Genomic DNA, 16,797 nt, shown 5'->3' on the forward strand with positions numbered 1-16,797 from the left:
TGTTTTGCGCATGCCTCCCCCTCTTCCTTTACGGTGCGTAAAGTGTCAGGCTGCGCAGGCGTGGCTGTCCATAGGCCCGCAGAACGCGCAGACGGAAATGACGCGATGTAATGGGCGCGAAATCACCCAGGCGCTTATGACCAAGCGCGTTCCCGCTTGCCAGAAGGTGCCAGGGACTCGTATGATATGTCTCTACTTCGGCTTCCAGACGCCATTCAAGTACATGCTCGCCCTGTTGCAGATCTTCCATTGCGGCAAAGCGCGTGACTAATGCGGGCTTATCGAGTGTAATTTCCAGCATATCCGTTCCGTTTTCGGCGCTGCCCACGGGATGTGCAAAGCGGCGGTCAATCTCGTGACGGAGCTCCATAAGCCGCTGCACATCGTGTTCATCAAGCAATCCCTGTCGGTTGGGCGCAAGGTTCAACAACAGGTTCGCACCATGACCAACCGAGCGATAATAGACGCCAACCAGCTCATCAAGGCTGCGGAGCTGTTCTTGCGAGTTGGGATGCCAGAACCAGCCGCTGCGGTTGATCACAGTGTCCATTTCAGCCGGAATATAGCGCGCCGTCTCTGGAAGCGCCTGCTGACTATCTTCAGGAAGCGCTCGCTGATTTTTCTCATCGATGGTAAGCCAGAGATCAGGAGGACCAAAGCCTTCCTCATTGCCGCCCCACCGTACCGTTCGATCTCCCATGCCGAAGATCTGCGCCTGCGGCTGAAGCCGGTGGATGACCTCCATGATGCGTGGCCAGTCATAGGTGTAGCCGTCTGAACCTGCCCCATCGAACCAGAGCACCGAGAGCGGGCCATAGTTGCTACAAAGTTCCTCTAGCTGTTTGGCATAGAAGTCGCTATATGCGGCTGGATCGGGATAACAGGCCGCGTTACGATCCCAGGGAGAGCAGTAAAAACCGGGCTCGATACCCTCCGCTCGGCAGGCATCGACGAACTCGCGCGCGACATCTCCCTGACCGTTTTTCCAGGGTGAGTTACGCACACAATGCTCAGTAACTCGGGTCGGCCAGAGGCAGAAGCCATCATGATGCTTGGCTGTCAGGAGGGCATAGCGTACGCCTGCTTCTCGGGCGACTCGGGCCCATTGGCGGCAGTCAAGCTCTGTCGGGTTGAAGAGGGCCGGGTCCTCGCTGCCGTCGCCCCATTCGCGCCCGGTAAAGGTATTGATGCCGAAATGGAAGAACATGCCAAGCTCCCAATCCTGCCAGGCGAGCTGTTCTTTTGTTGGTGTATGAGGTGATTGCATTTGTCTCCCTCTGTTTTTGAGGATCCAGGGGAGCACTCTACAAAAAATCGTGTATGCCTTCAGGCAAAATGGATTTGTAGAGGCTGATGTCTCCTCTGCTTGCGCTGAATAATGCGCAGTATAGTGCATTCGGTAGGTGAATTTGCAGGTGTGTAAATATGCAAATGTGAAATAGATATTTGAAGCAAGTATACTGTGTTTAGCGGTAAATAGCAAGCAACCTTCGATCTCTTTAGAGCCATGCGCGATCTGGAGAGCGTCTTTGAGACAGACACTTCTGGCAAAAAAAGAGATAATGGTATACAATAAAGGAATAAAGTACATTGTTTTTGCAGAAAGGATGAAAAGATGTCGGTGTATTTTATTGTTGATGTCAAAATTACAGACCCGAAGGCTTATGAAGAGTACCGAAAGCAGGTTCAGCCGACACTGGATCTGTATGGCGGAAAGTTCCTGGTACGCGGCGGGAAGACCTGGACGATTGAAGGCGATTGGGATCCCGAGCGTATTGTGATTGCCGAGTTTCAGGACGAACAGCACTTTCGTGCATGGTATGATTCCCCGGAATACAGTAAAGTGAGAGCCATTCGTTTCAGTGCCTCGACCAGCAGAGGAATTCTGGTACAGGGAATAGAATGAATGCATTTCCTGGAGGGGCAGAAGCTCTTCCAGGATGAAATATGCTAGAAAGAGAGTCTGCATTTTTTGTGGAACTGCGTGTTTTCTCCACCCGTTCTGACGAATCCGTAGCCTTCTTCTCTGCTTTGCGCCTGTTGTTTCGTGCTGGTGGCTGGCATCTTGGTGGCTACGCGCTTCTGCTTGTTCTACGTGGTATTACTCCTGCTGTCACCTTCGTTGCTCTTGGTTGGATTATCGCTGATGCACCCGCTGTTCTGGCTTCGCAGGCTGCCTTATGGCGAACTATTGGGGAAACGGCGTTGCTTTGTGGTGTGGTCCTTGCCAGCATGGCTGCTGATGCCTGTGTCAGCTATTTTGAGCAGCAAACGATCATGCGTTTTTCTACCGAACTCAATATACGTCTGATGCGAGATCTGGCGCGGCTTCCTGGCCTGGCTCACTGGCAGGATGCACGAGAACGCGATCTGGTGCATCGGGCTCAAGAGGGAGCACAGGACCCTGCGCAGTTTGTTCGGGTGGCCAGTATGCTGACGATCTGGGGTGCAATGGTCTTGAGTTCAATGGTGATTGTGTTGCCGTTCGGGTGGTGGGTGCCTCTGCTTATAATCGTGACAGGTATTCCGGCTATGGTGTATAGCTGGCGGCATGCTGGTGTGCAAAATCAAGTAAAGCTGGAAGATTCGCCTGAATTGCGCCATGCTGACTATAGCGCCTCGCTTGCGTATGATCGTGAGGTTGCGATGGAGCAGCGTATCTACGGGTTTGGTTCCTGGCTGCTTGGGCGTCAGCGTGACTACTGGACTCGTGGCATGCGCCGCGTGCTGCTCGGAGAGCGTCGGGAGCTGGTACGTGGCACATTGGGTCTTGTCTTGCAGCTCTCCATCGGGGCCAGCGTGCTGATCTGGGCCTTTCATCTGGTCTCAAGCGGCCAGATAGCACCAGAGCGCTTTCTGTCGGGCGTCCTGGGTCTGACCACGCTTTTTGAGAGCCTGCTTGTGCTTCAGCAGCTACCAGGCTCGATTCGTAAAGCAAGCGGCTTTTTCACGGCATTCCATCACTTGAGCAAGCTAGAGCCACGCCTTGAGATACAGGGTACTCTGGAGCCGCCTATAGAGCTTCGTTCGGCCATAACGTTTGAGCATGTGACGTTTACGTATCCGGGCGGTACGACGCCCACCTTGCGTGACCTCAATCTGACGATTCCTGCCGGGCAATCGCTGGCGCTGGTTGGCGAAAACGGGGCAGGTAAATCGACTATTATAAAACTGCTCTGCCGCTTTTATGATCCAGATGAGGGGCGCATTCTCTGGGATGGGCAGGACATCCGACTATTTGAGCTTGTGCTGTGGCGGGAGCGGATTGCCGCCGTTTTCCAGGATTTCTTGCGCTACCCTGGCACGCTTGCTGATAATATCGCGATTGGAAGTAGCAAGCACACGGCCATTGAAGAAGCCGCAGAACTGGCCGGAGTAACATCCTTGATCGAGAAATACCCTCAAGGCTGGCAGACGCTCCTTGTCCCCGATATTGGTGGCGTTGCTCTTTCTGGCGGTCAGTGGCAGCGGCTGGCGCTGGCGCGCGGGCTGGCTGGTCGGTTGGGGCGTAACGCGCCTCTGGTGCTGGTTGATGAGCCTACAGCCGCGCTTGATATTCGGATGGAAGCGGAACTCAACCGCCGCTGGTTGACTCTGACCCGAGGTGCAACGACGATTCTGGTTTCACATCGGTTGACGACAGTGCGTAACGCCGCTCAGATAGCCGTTTTAGCTGATGGGCATATTGTGGAGCAGGGGACGCATGAGGAGCTGCTTATGCGTGATGGTCTCTACGCCGAGTGGTATCAACTCCAAACGCAACGCGTACAGGATACAGAATAAGATCCTCCATTTCTTGAGAGAGCTTGCTGTTTTTGTAGACAACTGGAATGACATATGAAGCGAATCATCAGCTTGCTGAAAGCATGGAGCTCTGTGGCTCAGATCGCCTGCCAGGCCTGGCTATTCGGTGCACTGGCCACTCCGGCACTCTTTCTCTTTCAAACTATACTGGAACGAGTGGCAGTCGCATTTGCTGCTGCCGCTATCATTGATGGCCTGTATCATGGTCATAGCATGCAGGCTGCGCTCTGGACCGGGGTTCTGGGAATCGTCGCTGTTATCAATGGTTCCTGTACTCTTCTTGTAAACAAGATTCAGGATGTGATGTATCTGAAGTGCGCTCAGGAGATAACGCAGCGTCTGATGAAGGTGCTGGTGACTGCATCTGGAATCGAACACCTCGACTCACCGGAGTATGCGGATCGATTGCGAATCGTGCGTGATCGAGTGGATGTACCGGCGGACATTTTCCTGAACCTTTCTGTCTGGATCAGTACATTGTTCACCATTGTACTTTCATTTGTCCTGTTGTGGCAGATCCACCCGCTGCTGTTGCTCTTTATCCTGCTTGCTTGCCCGGCGGCGCTCTTCCAGGGCGCTGCGATGACCCGAGAGATTCACTATGCAGGCCAGAGCATAGCAGACGAGCGCCTTTCCGAGCGCTTTCGTGATCTGGCACTTGGCGAAGAGGGGGCGAAAGAGTTGCGGATGCTTGGTTTAAGTGAGCTGATCGTGGGCAGATATCGCGAGTTGAGGGCACGTGTCACCAGGGCTCGAGCGCTTGGCCGTTTGCAGCATGTGCGTCCGGCGGTGTTTGGTGGGCTGGCAAAGGGGCTTTGCCTGGGTGGCGGCCTGCTTTTCCTGGTCTATCTGCTTGGGACGCATCAGGCCACAGCGGCGCAGATTGCACTTGGCGTCACCCTGTTAAACGGCACCCTGAGCGGCTCCATCTCTCTGCTGATGAAGGCGTCATTTTTGATTGAGCAGGGATGGATGGCCGAGAGCTTGCTTGCGTTGCTCTCGTATCGATCACCACTAAAGCAGCCTGTGAAGCCGCTTCCATGTCCCGAAAAGCTGGAACGTGGCTTGTGTGTGGAGCATGTGAGCTTTACCTATCCCGGAACCGAGCAACCAGCATTACAGGACGTCTCGCTGACGCTGCCGGCAGGGGCAACCATCGCGTTGGTCGGCGAAAACGGCTCAGGGAAAACGACGCTTCTCAAGCTGCTTTGTCGCTTCTATGATCCCGACGAGGGACGCATCACTGTCGATGGCATTGATCTGCGCGAGCTGGCTCTAGAGGCGTGGAGAGCGCAACTGACGTTGGTTCAACAGCATTTCGGGCGTTATCACTTTCTGGTGCGTGAAACGGTTGGAGTTGGTGATATCACGAGTATCTCGCGTGATGCGCGCCTTCTACAGGCAGTGCAGGGGGCCGGCGCCGACGCTTTCGTGCAGCGCTTGCCTGCTGGCCTTGATACCCAACTGGGGGCGGAATTCGAGAAAGGAAGAGATCTCTCGGGGGGACAGTGGCAGAAGCTGGCTATCGCGCGGGCTCACATGCGTCGTCAGCCGCTGATCACGATACTTGATGAGCCTTCAGCCAGTCTTGACCCGAAGGCTGAATATGAGGTCTATTCACGCTTTCAACAATTGATGGAAGCGAACAGGCGGCGTGGAGGTATTCTCTTTCTTGTCTCGCACCGCCTGGAAACCACCCGCCTCGCAGATGTTGTCATTGTGCTGGCAAACGGGCAGGTTGTGGAGGTGGGCACGCATCAACAATTACTTGATGCGAATAAAACCTATGCTGAACTCTACCGACTCAAGATGCAGATTCTGGAAGCGCAGCCGGAAAACCAGTAGGGATGATTTGCAGATATAAGCGTATTAGCCTTATACTATACTACAAATGAGCGCTAAAAATAGCCTCGATTTATACAGGAAGGGAGCTCCATGCTATGGTCAAAAAGCCCGAACATCTCGCTTCGGCGAACGCCTGCGCTTTTCAGGAAAGAAGCGTTGTTGCTGCGTACCGCTATCGCCCGCCCTATCCAGCGGAAACGTTTGCCATCCTGGCTGATCTGGTGCGGGGTGAGCCGCGGACGATCCTGGATGCAGGATGTGGCACCGGCAATATCGCTCGGCGGCTGGTCGGGCATGCAGAGCGCGTTGACGCCGTTGCTCTCTCTTTGAGCATGATCGAGGAGGGGAAGCAGCTTCCTGAGGGCGATCATCCGCGTTTATGCTGGCTGCATGGTCGGGTGGAAGATGTCGTGCTCAAGCCGCCCTATGCGCTGATAACGGCAGGAGAAAGCATCCACTGGATGGACTGGCAGATTGTTCTGCCTCGTTTTCGAGCGTTGTTACGACCTGGAAGCTTTCTGGCAATAATCGAGCAGAACATCTCGCCAAGTCCCTGGGAGCTGCTTGGCGAGATCGTCTCGCGTTACCGTGCCGATGGTGGCTATCAGCCCTTTGATATGGTAAAAGCAAGGGAGCAACATTGCCTCCTCCGGCTGGTCGGTGAGCGAAAAACAGCGCCCATACCCTTTACACAGACAATCGATGAGTGTATTGAATCCTATCACTCACGCAGTGGGTTCTCTCGTGAGCGCCTGGGGCCAACCCGCGCTGAAGCCTTCACCCGAGAAGCGGGAGCATATCTGCAACAGCGCTCTCCCGATGGAATGGTCTCGTTTCAGGTGAGTGGAGTAATACAGTGGGGAATTCCTGGAACCTGCTAACTACACTTGATATTCTCATTGCACCTTTTCTGGAAGTTTCTCAAGTGATATATGTCGTTTTACCGTTCTTTTATAATAGAAAGAAGGGTGAAGTTGAAAGGAGTGGGTGCAATGAGAATGCTTCTTCAGCAATGCAGAAATACTATCAAGCGGTTCTTGCTTCCGAAAACAGCGCTGGCTGCCCCTTACAGGCCGCTTGTCCCCAAAATGCCGCCCGGCGGAGACATTGTAGAAGTTGTTGACATCTCCCAGGATAGCGCTCAGGCAATGATGGCTGCCCGTGCCTTGCAGGGTCATATCAACCGTTCAGGTGCAAAGATCTATGTTCATGCGGTTCAGTCCGAGAAAGATTGGATTACCGACACGGCTCATTTCGGCGGTCGCACTGTCACCCATCTCCCGTTGCGCGATGAGAAGAATCCAGGCCTGAAGACGCTTCTCAGGCAGTATCAGCAGGTAGTCAAGGAATATGAGTTGTACGATACGGCGAAGGAGTGGACCTTTAACCTTGCCATGATAAAGGCGGGCCTTGCGGACGGACTGCCAGTGGATGCTGCATTGCGTGACGATCTCCTTTCTACTTTTGCTGAAAAGCCCATTGTCGATTATAGCGGGATCGGGAGCGATCGCATTTCAGGCTATACCTGGGCAATCGAGCATCTTCTACCCGAAACGCAGAAAGAGATTGTGTTTCTGCTCGGTCTGCGCTCCTCGGATTGGCACTATGCGCCCTGGATGCTCTATGACTATGCAACGGCCTGTAGAGCCTTTCTCTTTCACCTTGACTGGATGAAGCCAGACGAGCGCACCCTGATTCAGCGCATTTTAGCACAATATGCTCCTCGTACGCCTTTGATGGGCTATAGCGGAGATTGCGGTGACTGTTTTTCGCCGATCGCTTCCTTGAACGGGCTCTACGGCTTCGCTGCCGACTATTTCCCCAACGCCTCTTTCTGGTCAAGCTTCCCCACACGCTACGGCTTGCGCCAGGAGCGAGGAAGGGCGCTTCAGGTAACAGGCGGCAAGGTGTACGTGGCGCTCTACACCAGTGATGGCGATAATCTCAGCTTCAATCATCGCGACCTGCCGAAGTGGCTGAAAGATCCCGCTGCCCGCTATATGCCGCAGGGGTATAGTATTGATCCAATTTTAGTCGAGCTGGCTCCACCTCTGATTGAATGGGCGTACCAGCATTTGCATTCGGCAATCGAGCTGACCGGTGGTCCTTCGGGGCTCGGTTATCCAGACGGAGGCATCTCCGATGAACAGTATGATCGCTGGCTGCAAGATAACGCGTTCTATATGGCGCAGGCGGGCCTGACGACGGCTCAGATGTGGAATATGGGCGATTGCACGTCGGCTCGGGTGCGCCAGTATTTGCTGAGCCAGCCCGATATCAAGGGCGTGTTCCTTGATCACCATGACGGCACCAATACCTACAAGCTGTATAAGAAACAAATCGCGCAAAACTCCTCATTGATTGCGGCCTACCCCAATGATCTGAAGGATCGGCTTTCAAAGGTGCAGGCAAAGCCCGACGCGCCGACCTTTGTTGGCTATCAAACGCGAGCTGATAGTATCACGCCGACCATCCTCAAGCAGCTTGTGGACGAGCTGCATACGGCTTTCCCGGGGAAATATGTCTTCCTCACGCCGAGAGATTATCTCGAAACACTTCTTATGTATGAAACAGATAAATTTTCGTCTACTCTCGCTTCATAGGACAGTATGATAGCATTGTCTGCCAGGATGGTCGTTACTCCTATCTCAGGAAACACTCGTTTCAGAAAGCAAGCCGTTTCTGCACTATTGAGCGAAAGGGAGGCAATAAGACTTCTCTACTATAGATCGTCCCGGCTGGTACAAGCGGCGTCTTTCCGTGTCATAATGGCAGTGGGTGCTTCTCCAGAAGCGTCACTAGAAAAACGGAAGGACGGCAAAAGACCTGCTGCATGACGACAACCGCAATTATTTTTGATCTTGATGCAACATTAATCGAGGACCACGAGGCGACTCAGCGTGCAATGACGAAAGTTGTTGCATATGCCTGTACACAGTATAGAGATCTCGATCCACAAAAGCTACAGGAAACGGCTGCTGCAACGGCTCGTGAACTCTGGGATACTGGCCCGGCTGCCGCATACAGCGAGGCAATAGGCATCAGTGCTGCAGAAGGCATGTGGGGCGACTTCAGCGGTGATGATCCTGATTTGCAAACACTACATCAGTGGGTGCCAACGTATCGGTGTGAGATCTGGCGACGGGCGCTTGCGGAGCAGAACAAAGATGATGTGCAACTGGCCGAGCGGCTTGCAGCGCTGTTTTGTGAGACGCGCAGCACCGATTATCACATCTATGCTGGCGCTGAGTCAATGCTTGAGCGCTTGCGTCAATCCTATCGTCTGGCGTTGCTTACGAACGGCGCTCCGGTGCTGCAATGGGGCAAGATTCGGGCGCGAGATCTGGAGCATTATTTTGACGTGATTGTGGTTTCTGGCGACCTCGGCATCGGGAAGCCGGATCCAGAGATCTTCTCGCATGTGCTCAAGCAGCTTGCAGTGAGCCCCGAGCAGGCGATGATGGTGGGTGACAGCCTCAAGCGCGATATGGTGGGTGCGGAACGATCCGGCATCCGTGGCGTCTGGATTAATTCGCTGCATCGCCAGAAGGACAATGTGCGGATCTTTGCGGAGCTTCAGCGCGTAACCGAGCTTCCGAGCGTTCTCGCAAACTGATTGCCACAGGTCAGAGAGTGGCTCGCTGCTCTCTGACTGGCTTTTCAGCATTGATGTAATCCATGTGAAATAGAACACAGAGAGCTTCCTTCACCTATAGAAGAAAAGCACTCAACTCTTGCTGCATTTTGCAGAAAACGCAGAAGCTGACCTTGACAGAAGAGCACTCCTTTCTGTATACTGGATGTATGCACACGTGTGCATAAGCAAGAAGACGGCGTTCCTGTCATCACAGTAAGGACGGTGAGGTCCATGCCCCGGCAAGAGGTTTCTATTTCGGATATCGCTCGCGCTGCTGGAGTTTCGCATTCTACCGTTTCGCGGGCTCTGCGCGACAGCTCCCTGATCAGCCCTCAGGTGCGTGCCCAGATTCAACAGCTTGCGCGTGAGATGGGCTATACCCCGAACGCTATTGCCCGAAGTCTGCAAACACAACGCACAAAGACAATTGGTGTCGTTGTTACCTCTATTGCCGATCCGTTCTACGGTGATATTGTAAAAGGCGTAGAAGCCGTGACAAGAGCGGCTGGCTTCAGTGTCTTTCTTGGTGTCTCCCATAATGACCCCTTTCAGGAAATGCAGGTCATCGAATCGTTCCATCAGCGGCGCGTTGATGGCCTTATTATCGCCTCATCCCGTATTACCGGTAGTTTTCATTCACGCTCTGATCGCCTCCATATTCCAACGGTGCTTGTTAATAACCAGACGGAAGCACAGGAAGCGCCGTTGCACTGGGTTGCTATCGACGACAAGCGTGGGGCGATGCTGGCTGTTGAACACCTGGTACAGCTTGGGCACCGCTCGATAGGTTATCTTGGCCTGGGGAATCGCCCGCGTTCCAATCGGCTGCGCCTGGAAGGATACAGGCAGGCATTGGCGCAGGCTGGCATCACCCCTCGGCCCGAATGGATTCGGGTTGTGGCGCATGATCAGGAAAGTGAACCCGATGATGCCGGTCTCGGGCGGCAGGCGTTGCCTGAGCTTCTGGATTCCGATATTACTGCATTGTTTTGCTATAACGATATGGTGGCTATCGGCGTGCTGCTGGCCTGTCGTGACCTCGGGATCGCTGTGCCACAACAGCTCAGCCTGGTTGGTTTTGATGATGTGATCACTGCCAGCTATGTCTCTCCTGCACTTACTACCGTGCATCAGCCAAAGTTGCAGCTTGGGCAGCTCGCTGCACAAACAATGCTTGATATACTCCAGAACCGCCCTGTCGAAAATCATCTCTTATTTCCTTCTTTGATTGTTCGTTCCAGTACAGCATCTCTGTAGATTGTCTCGGCAAGCGCATTCTTGTAATAGTGCAATTGCTGTGTAAGAAGGAGAACCGTGAATGGCTGCACCGATCCACATCGGCGTCATTGGTTTGGGGCGCATGGGTATGCTCTACGCTCGCTTGCTTGCCACGCAGGTCGAGGGAGCGCGTCTTATCGCCGTTGCCGATACAAACAGGCAGGTATGCGAGCAAGCCGTGCAGGCGTTCTCAGTGCGCTCGGACTTTACGGACCCCACGGAACTGTTGCGCACTCCTGGCCTCGATGCCGTGCTGATCGCAACCCCTACCAGCACGCACGCTGAGTTGATTCTAGCTGCTGCTCAGGCGGGTAAAGCGATTTTTTGTGAAAAGCCGCTTGCCCTGACATACGAAGAACATAGACGCTTGCTTCAAGCAGTGGAACAAGCTCGCGTGCCGCTTCAGGTTGGTTTTATGCGTCGTTTCGACGCGGCCTATCAACAAGCAAAGGCACTGATTGAGGAGGGCCGAATTGGCCGCCCAACGACTTTTAAAGCAATCAGCCGTGATCCCTTCTGCCCACGTCCCGAGTTTGCCGATCCGACGAAGAGCGGCGGCCTGATTGTGGATATGGGGATTCATGATTTCGATCTGGCGCGCTGGCTCGTGGGGAGCGAGGTTGAGCGCGTTTCGGCGGAGGGAAGCCTGCTTGTTTGCCAGAATCTGGCTGCTGTCGGCGATATTGATAATGCGTTGGTGACGCTTCGCTTCGCCAGTGGAGCGCTCGGCAACGTCGAGGTCAGCCGCAACGCCTTCTATGGCTATGATATTCGGACGGAGGTGCTTGGCTCCGAGGGAGCCGTGTTGATCGGCGCTCATCAGCATACGCCGCTGCTGTTCCTGGATCGTACGGGAGCTCAACATGATGTACAGCCGTACCTGAGCGAGCGTTTTGGCAATGCCTATCTCAAGCAATTACAGCATTTTGTGGATTGCCTGCGCCACGATCAGCCGCCTGCAGTTGGTGGAGCTGACGCGCTGGCTGCCTGTGAAATTGCGCTAGCCGCAACGGAGGCATGTAGAATCGGACATCCACTGTCAATAGAGGCGTTTCGGCAGGCCCACCAGAGAAACAAAAGTGAAATAGTGTAGTTAAAGTGAAAGGAATGTGTATTTGATGCGACAATATGATGCTTCTCAGTTGATAATCCATCCTGTCCAGCGGACAAATAGTGGAGCAGAAGCGCTTGTTGAGGTAACGCCAGAGCTGGCCGGATGGCGCTATGTCTCGTTTCAAGTGCGGCGTGTCGCGGCTCAGGAAGCGTTCTCGGAGCAAACAGGCGAGAGTGAAGTAGCGCTTGTCTTGCTTGGTGGAACAGCCACAATTGAGACGAGCAGAGGGACCTGGCGGGATATCGGTAAACGAAAGCATGTTTTTGAGGGTTTGCCCTACGCGCTCTATCTCCCGCGTCATACCGCTTATACCGTTCAGGGTGTGACTGAATGCGAGCTTGCGATTGCGTCGGCTCCAACCGAGCAGGATCACGAGCCACGGCTTGTCACACCGCATGACGTCGTGGTCGAGATTCGGGGTGGGGATCACGCGACGCGCCATATCAATAACATTATCCCGCCGGGCTTTCCCTGTCAGCGCCTGGTCGTCGTCGAGGTCTACACGCCGGGCGGGAACTGGTCCAGCTATCCGCCGCACAAGCATGATATCCATCGCACGGACGCGCAGGGCCGGGTGATCGAGGCTGATCTTGAGGAGATCTACTACTATCAGTTCGATCGGCCTGAGGGCTTCGCGTTCCAACGGATTTACACTGATGCCGAATCGCCGCTACATCGCGCTGGCTATCCCATCGATGCCGCTCTGCTGCCGCGCCACAATGATGTGGTCCTGGTTCCCGAGGGCTATCATCCGGTTGCCAGCCCGCCGGGTTACACCACCTACTATCTCAATGTGCTGGCCGGGAGCGCCCAGTCTCTGGCAAACAGCGAAGACCCCGCGTATGCCTGGGTGAAGGAAACCTATCAGACGCAGGATGCACGGGTTCCTCTCTATCCGATTGAGCAAAAGTAGAGGAGAAGAGCATGCAGGCAGTATATGATATCTTGACTATCGGGCGCTCTTCGATCGATCTCTACTCGAACGATGTGGGAGCAGCATTTGTCGATATCCAGAGTTTTGCGGCTTATGTCGGTGGCTGCCCGACAAATATCAGTGTGGGCACGCGGCGTCTGGGCCTCTCGACGGCGCTTCTTACCGCGGTCGGGAATGATCCAGTAGGTGATTTTATCCTGCATTTTCTGCAAAAGGAAGAGGTCGAGACGCGCTATATCCCACGCAAGGCAGGCAGACGGTCAAGCGCAGTGGTGCTCGGCATAGAGCCGCCCGAGCGCTTCCCGCTGACCTATTATCGGGACAATTGCGCCGATGCTGCTTTAACCATCGATGATGTGCTGAACGCGCCTGTTGAGCGGAGCCGGGTGGTGCTTATCACTGGAACCGGACTGGCGCAGGAGCCGGGACGCAGTGCAACCCTTTTTGCGGCTGAACTGGCTCGTCGGGCTGGCGCAACGGTTGTCATAGATCTTGATTTTCGTCCCGATCAGTGGTTTGATCCGCGGGCATATGGGGTCGTGCTCCGCTCGATTCTCCATATGGTTGATATCGTGATTGGCACCGATGATGAAATAAATGCGTTGATGCTGACTGATACAGAGCAGGTGCAACTCACTCATTCTCAGGTTTCGGACGCGCGGGTCAGCGGTGATAGCGCGAGCGCCATCCAGCGGGTGCTTCAGGCGGGGCCGAGGCTGGTTGTGCAGAAGCGGGGTGCTGCCGGTTCGACGGTGCATTGTGCCGCTTCAGAAGGGACTTCAACCCGGATTGAGGCACCTGGCTTTCCGGTCGAGGTGTACAACATCCTGGGGGCGGGCGATGCCTTCGCCGCGGGCTTTCTCTACGGTCTGGCGCAGCAGTGGGACTGGTATAAGGCGGCGCGACTGGGCAATGCATGCGGCGCGATCGTGGTGACACGTCACGGCTGCGCGAACTTTATGCCAACGTATGACGAAGTAATGCAGTTTGTTGCGCAACATGGCGGCTTATGATGAAGCGAGGAGGAGTGATATGACATCAGGTGACACACAACGACTGACAATGGCTCAGGCTCTGATAGCCTTTCTCAAGAACCAGCATGTGGAGCGCGATGGCAACATACAGCCTTTCTTCGCAGGCTGCTTCGGGATATTCGGGCACGGCAATGTAGGAGGGATTGGGCAGGCGTTGCAGCAGATGCCAGACTTTCGTTATTATCTGGCTCGTAACGAGCAGGCGATGGTCCACACGGCGACGGCCTTCGCACGGACGAAGAACCGGCTGCAAACCTTCGCCTGCACGTCTTCTATTGGTCCCGGTGCGACGAATATGTTGACTGGCGCTGCAACGGCTACGATTAATCGTGTGCCTGTCCTCTTGCTTCCCGGAGATATTTTTGCGCGGCGCAATGTGGCACCGGTTCTACAACAACTGGAATCCTCCCAGACTCAGGATATCTCCGTGAATGATTGCTTTAAGCCAGTCAGCCGCTACTGGGATCGCATTGTTCGCCCTGAGCAGCTTTTAACCGCTCTGCCTGAAGCGCTGCGTGTGCTGACCGATCCAGCGGAGACTGGTGCCGTGACGCTGGCCCTGCCGCAGGATGTGCAGGCCGAAGCATACGACTATCCACGGGCGTTCTTTCAGCGGCGGGTCTGGCATATCCCGCGTAACCGACCTGATAAAGCCAGACTGGAGCAAGCAGCCGCGTTGATCCGCCAGAGCCAGCGCCCGTTGATTATCGCAGGTGGTGGCGTGATCTACTCCGAGGCATGTGAGCTGCTTCAACGCCTGCTAGAACAGACCGGGATCCCGCTTGGCGAGACGATGGCCGGCAAGGGGAGCGTGCCGTTCAATCATCCCTTGATGCTCGGGGCTATTGGAGCAACAGGGACCTTTGCTGCGAATCGGGTAGCACGGCAGGCAGATCTGATTATCGGGATTGGCACGCGTTACAGCGACTTCACCACGTCCTCGAAGACGGCTTTTCAGTATCCCGAGGTGCGTTTCGTCAATATCAATGTGACGGCGTTTGACGCTGGCAAGCATGCAGGCCTTGCGCTGGTAGGTGATGCCCGGGTGACCCTGGAAGAGCTCCTGCCGCTGCTGGACGGGTATCATGTGGATGAAGGGTACCGGGCGCAGGTGGAGCAGCTCCATCAGGAGTGGGAGGCGGAGGTTGAGCGCATCTACGCTATTCGGCACACGCCGCTGCCGAGCCAGGGCGAGCTGATTGGCGCGGTCAACGAACTGAGCTCGTCTGAGGCGATCATGGTCTGCGCCGCCGGGAGCCTGCCGGGCGACCTTCACAAGCTCTGGCGGGCGCGGCATCCGAAAAATTATCATCTCGAATATGGCTATAGCTGCATGGGCTATGAGATCGCGGGCGGCCTGGGAGCGAAGATGGCTGCTCCTGAGCGCGAGGTCTATGTGCTGGTGGGCGACGGCTCCTATTTGATGATGAATAGCGAGATCGTCACTTCGGTGCAGGAGGGCTATAAGCTCATCATTGTGCTGATCGACAATCAGGGGTTTAAGAGCATCGGGTCCCTCAGTCGCTCGCTTGGTCAGGATGGCTTCGGCACGCGCTACGTCTATCCTCGCGATGGGGTCTTGCCCGGAGACAGCACAGAAGGCGTGCAGACGCTTCCGGTCGACCTGGCCGCAAACGCGCGAAGTCTGGGTGCTCATGTGATCGAGTGCAAAACCTACGATGACGTGACTGCTGCTCTCAAGCAGGCTCAGGCAAGCGAGCAAACGACGGTAATCTATGTCCAGAGCGACCGCTATCAGGCCGTGCCGGGCTATGAGAGCTGGTGGGATGTGCCGGTTGCCGAGGTGAGCGACATGTCTACGGTACAACAGGCGTATGCTGACTGGGCGGAACAACGAGCGCGAGAGCGTTACTTTTTCAATGCGCCCTAGCGGCTTGCGGAAAGGAGGCAAAACAGGAAGCCAGTGTGTCGGGTGCAGTATTCCTGCACGGGCTCGGAACTGGCGGGACAGCAAAACAGGAATCCATATCGCGCGTCATTCTCTTTATTATCGACTTTGTGGTTTCTCAAAAAAGGTAAACGGATGTATCGTTTCTACACGCCGTCTGAAGAAAAAGTGTAAGGAGTACAATAGTAACAGGTGGCGTAAAAGGAGAAGCACAACATGCTACAGAAAGTATCGCGTGTCCTTGTCTCTGTCTTTCTCCTCTGCATTCTGGCTTCCTGTGCGAATCAGAACAGCAACCAGACGACGAAGCCCAATACCGATCGCTCGAATGTGCGCTTCGTTGTCGTCACGCATGGGCAGCCCGCCGACCCGTTCTGGTCAGTCGTGAAAAAGGGTGTCGACCAGGCTGCGAAGGATATGGGGGTGAAAGTTGAGTACCAATCGCCCGACCGGTTTGATATGGCGGCGATGGCGCACCTGATTGATGCTGCTGTCGCTTCCAGGCCCGATGGACTGGTTGTCTCGATTCCCGACGCCGACGCGTTGAGTCCCTCGATTAAGAAAGCGATTGATGCAGGTATTCCGGTTATTTCGATGAATTCGGGAAACGATGCGGGAAAGCGTCTCGGGGTTCTGGTTCATGTCGGGCAGACGGAGTATGAGGCGGGCTATAAGGGTGGCGAGCGAATGGCTTCGGAAGGCGTAAAATATGCGCTCTGTATCAATCATGAGGTAGGAAACGCAGGCCTGGATGCTCGCTGTCAGGGCTTTTCCGATGCATTGAAGAAGGCTGGAGCGAAGGTCGATCTGCTGGCGGTCGAACTGGCGAACCCGACTGAGTCGCAGCAGCGGATCGAGGCGGCGCTAGCGGCAAAGCCCAACATTGACGGTATTATGACGCTTGGTCCGACGGGGGCTGATCCCGCTTTAAATGCGCTTCGCAGCAAGAACCTGCTTGGTAAGGTGAAGATCGCGACCTTTGACCTCTCAGACAAGGTGTTGACGGCGATCAAGAACGGTGAGCTTGATTTTGCGATCGACCAGCAGCAGTACCTTCAGGGCTATCTGCCCGTTGTGCTGCTGACGCTCTATCGCGAGAATCTCAACACTGTGGCGAACGACGTTGTTATGACCGGACCCGGCTTTGTGACCAAAGAGAATGTTGACAAGGTGACGGATCTGGCAAAGAAGGGAACGCGCTAACGCCAGTTGTAGAGCCCGATTGGGTGAGTTTTCATTCAA

13 protein-coding genes are annotated in these 16,797 nt (G+C 54.9%); 12 read left to right on the forward strand and 1 reads right to left on the reverse strand.

Translation table 11 applies throughout. The features are described from left to right. Positions 1-28: 28 nt before the first annotated feature. Positions 29-1,267, reverse strand: a complete 1,239-nt coding sequence (locus tag KTH_RS04740; RefSeq protein WP_111323306.1) for an alpha-L-fucosidase — start codon at positions 1,265-1,267, stop codon at positions 29-31. A gap of 348 nt (positions 1,268-1,615) precedes the next feature. Here KTH_RS04740 and KTH_RS04745 point away from each other — a divergent pair, with 348 nt between their 5' ends. The 12 genes from KTH_RS04745 to KTH_RS04800 all read left to right on the forward strand — a co-directional run bounded on the left by KTH_RS04745 (position 1,616) and on the right by KTH_RS04800 (position 16,758). Then, positions 1,616-1,906: a DUF1330 domain-containing protein gene (locus KTH_RS04745; RefSeq protein ID WP_111323308.1), complete on the forward strand. Its 291-nt coding sequence runs from the start codon at positions 1,616-1,618 to the stop codon at positions 1,904-1,906. A 68-nt stretch (positions 1,907-1,974) separates the two neighbouring features. Further along, entirely contained in the window at positions 1,975-3,783 is a 1,809-nt protein-coding gene (locus tag KTH_RS04750) for an ABC transporter ATP-binding protein (RefSeq protein ID WP_170142637.1), read from the forward strand. A gap of 54 nt (positions 3,784-3,837) precedes the next feature. After that, entirely contained in the window at positions 3,838-5,649 is a 1,812-nt protein-coding gene (locus KTH_RS04755) for an ABC transporter ATP-binding protein (RefSeq protein WP_111323312.1), read from the forward strand. Positions 5,650-5,744: 95 nt separating this feature from the next. Then, positions 5,745-6,530: a class I SAM-dependent methyltransferase gene (locus tag KTH_RS04760; RefSeq protein ID WP_111323314.1), complete on the forward strand. Its 786-nt coding sequence runs from the start codon at positions 5,745-5,747 to the stop codon at positions 6,528-6,530. A gap of 111 nt (positions 6,531-6,641) precedes the next feature. Next, the gene (locus KTH_RS04765) at positions 6,642-8,252 is read left to right on the forward strand and encodes a GxGYxYP domain-containing protein (protein WP_170142638.1); all 1,611 of its coding nucleotides are present in this window, start codon (positions 6,642-6,644) and stop codon (positions 8,250-8,252) included. Between the two features lie 230 nt (positions 8,253-8,482). After that, positions 8,483-9,265, forward strand: coding sequence for an HAD family hydrolase (locus KTH_RS04770; protein WP_497616736.1), 783 nt, complete (start codon positions 8,483-8,485; stop codon positions 9,263-9,265). Positions 9,266-9,517: 252 nt separating this feature from the next. After that, positions 9,518-10,543, forward strand: a complete 1,026-nt coding sequence (locus KTH_RS04775) for a LacI family DNA-binding transcriptional regulator (protein ID WP_497616739.1) — start codon at positions 9,518-9,520, stop codon at positions 10,541-10,543. Between the two features lie 61 nt (positions 10,544-10,604). Then, a complete protein-coding gene (gene iolG / locus KTH_RS04780; RefSeq protein WP_497616742.1) occupies positions 10,605-11,657 on the forward strand; it encodes an inositol 2-dehydrogenase in 1,053 nt (350 codons plus the stop codon). Between the two features lie 25 nt (positions 11,658-11,682). After that, positions 11,683-12,591, forward strand: coding sequence for a 5-deoxy-glucuronate isomerase (gene iolB / locus KTH_RS04785; RefSeq protein ID WP_497616744.1), 909 nt, complete (start codon positions 11,683-11,685; stop codon positions 12,589-12,591). 11 nt (positions 12,592-12,602) lie between these two features. Further along, on the forward strand, positions 12,603-13,625 hold the full coding sequence (gene iolC, locus KTH_RS04790; RefSeq protein ID WP_497616747.1) for a 5-dehydro-2-deoxygluconokinase: 1,023 nt from the start codon (positions 12,603-12,605) through the stop codon (positions 13,623-13,625). A 19-nt stretch (positions 13,626-13,644) separates the two neighbouring features. Continuing rightward, positions 13,645-15,537, forward strand: coding sequence for a 3D-(3,5/4)-trihydroxycyclohexane-1,2-dione acylhydrolase (decyclizing) (gene iolD, locus KTH_RS04795; RefSeq protein WP_497616750.1), 1,893 nt, complete (start codon positions 13,645-13,647; stop codon positions 15,535-15,537). A gap of 234 nt (positions 15,538-15,771) precedes the next feature. Beyond that, positions 15,772-16,758: a sugar ABC transporter substrate-binding protein gene (locus tag KTH_RS04800; RefSeq protein WP_111323328.1), complete on the forward strand. Its 987-nt coding sequence runs from the start codon at positions 15,772-15,774 to the stop codon at positions 16,756-16,758. Positions 16,759-16,797: the final 39 nt, after the last annotated feature.

Source organism: Thermosporothrix sp. COM3 (assembly GCF_059696735.1).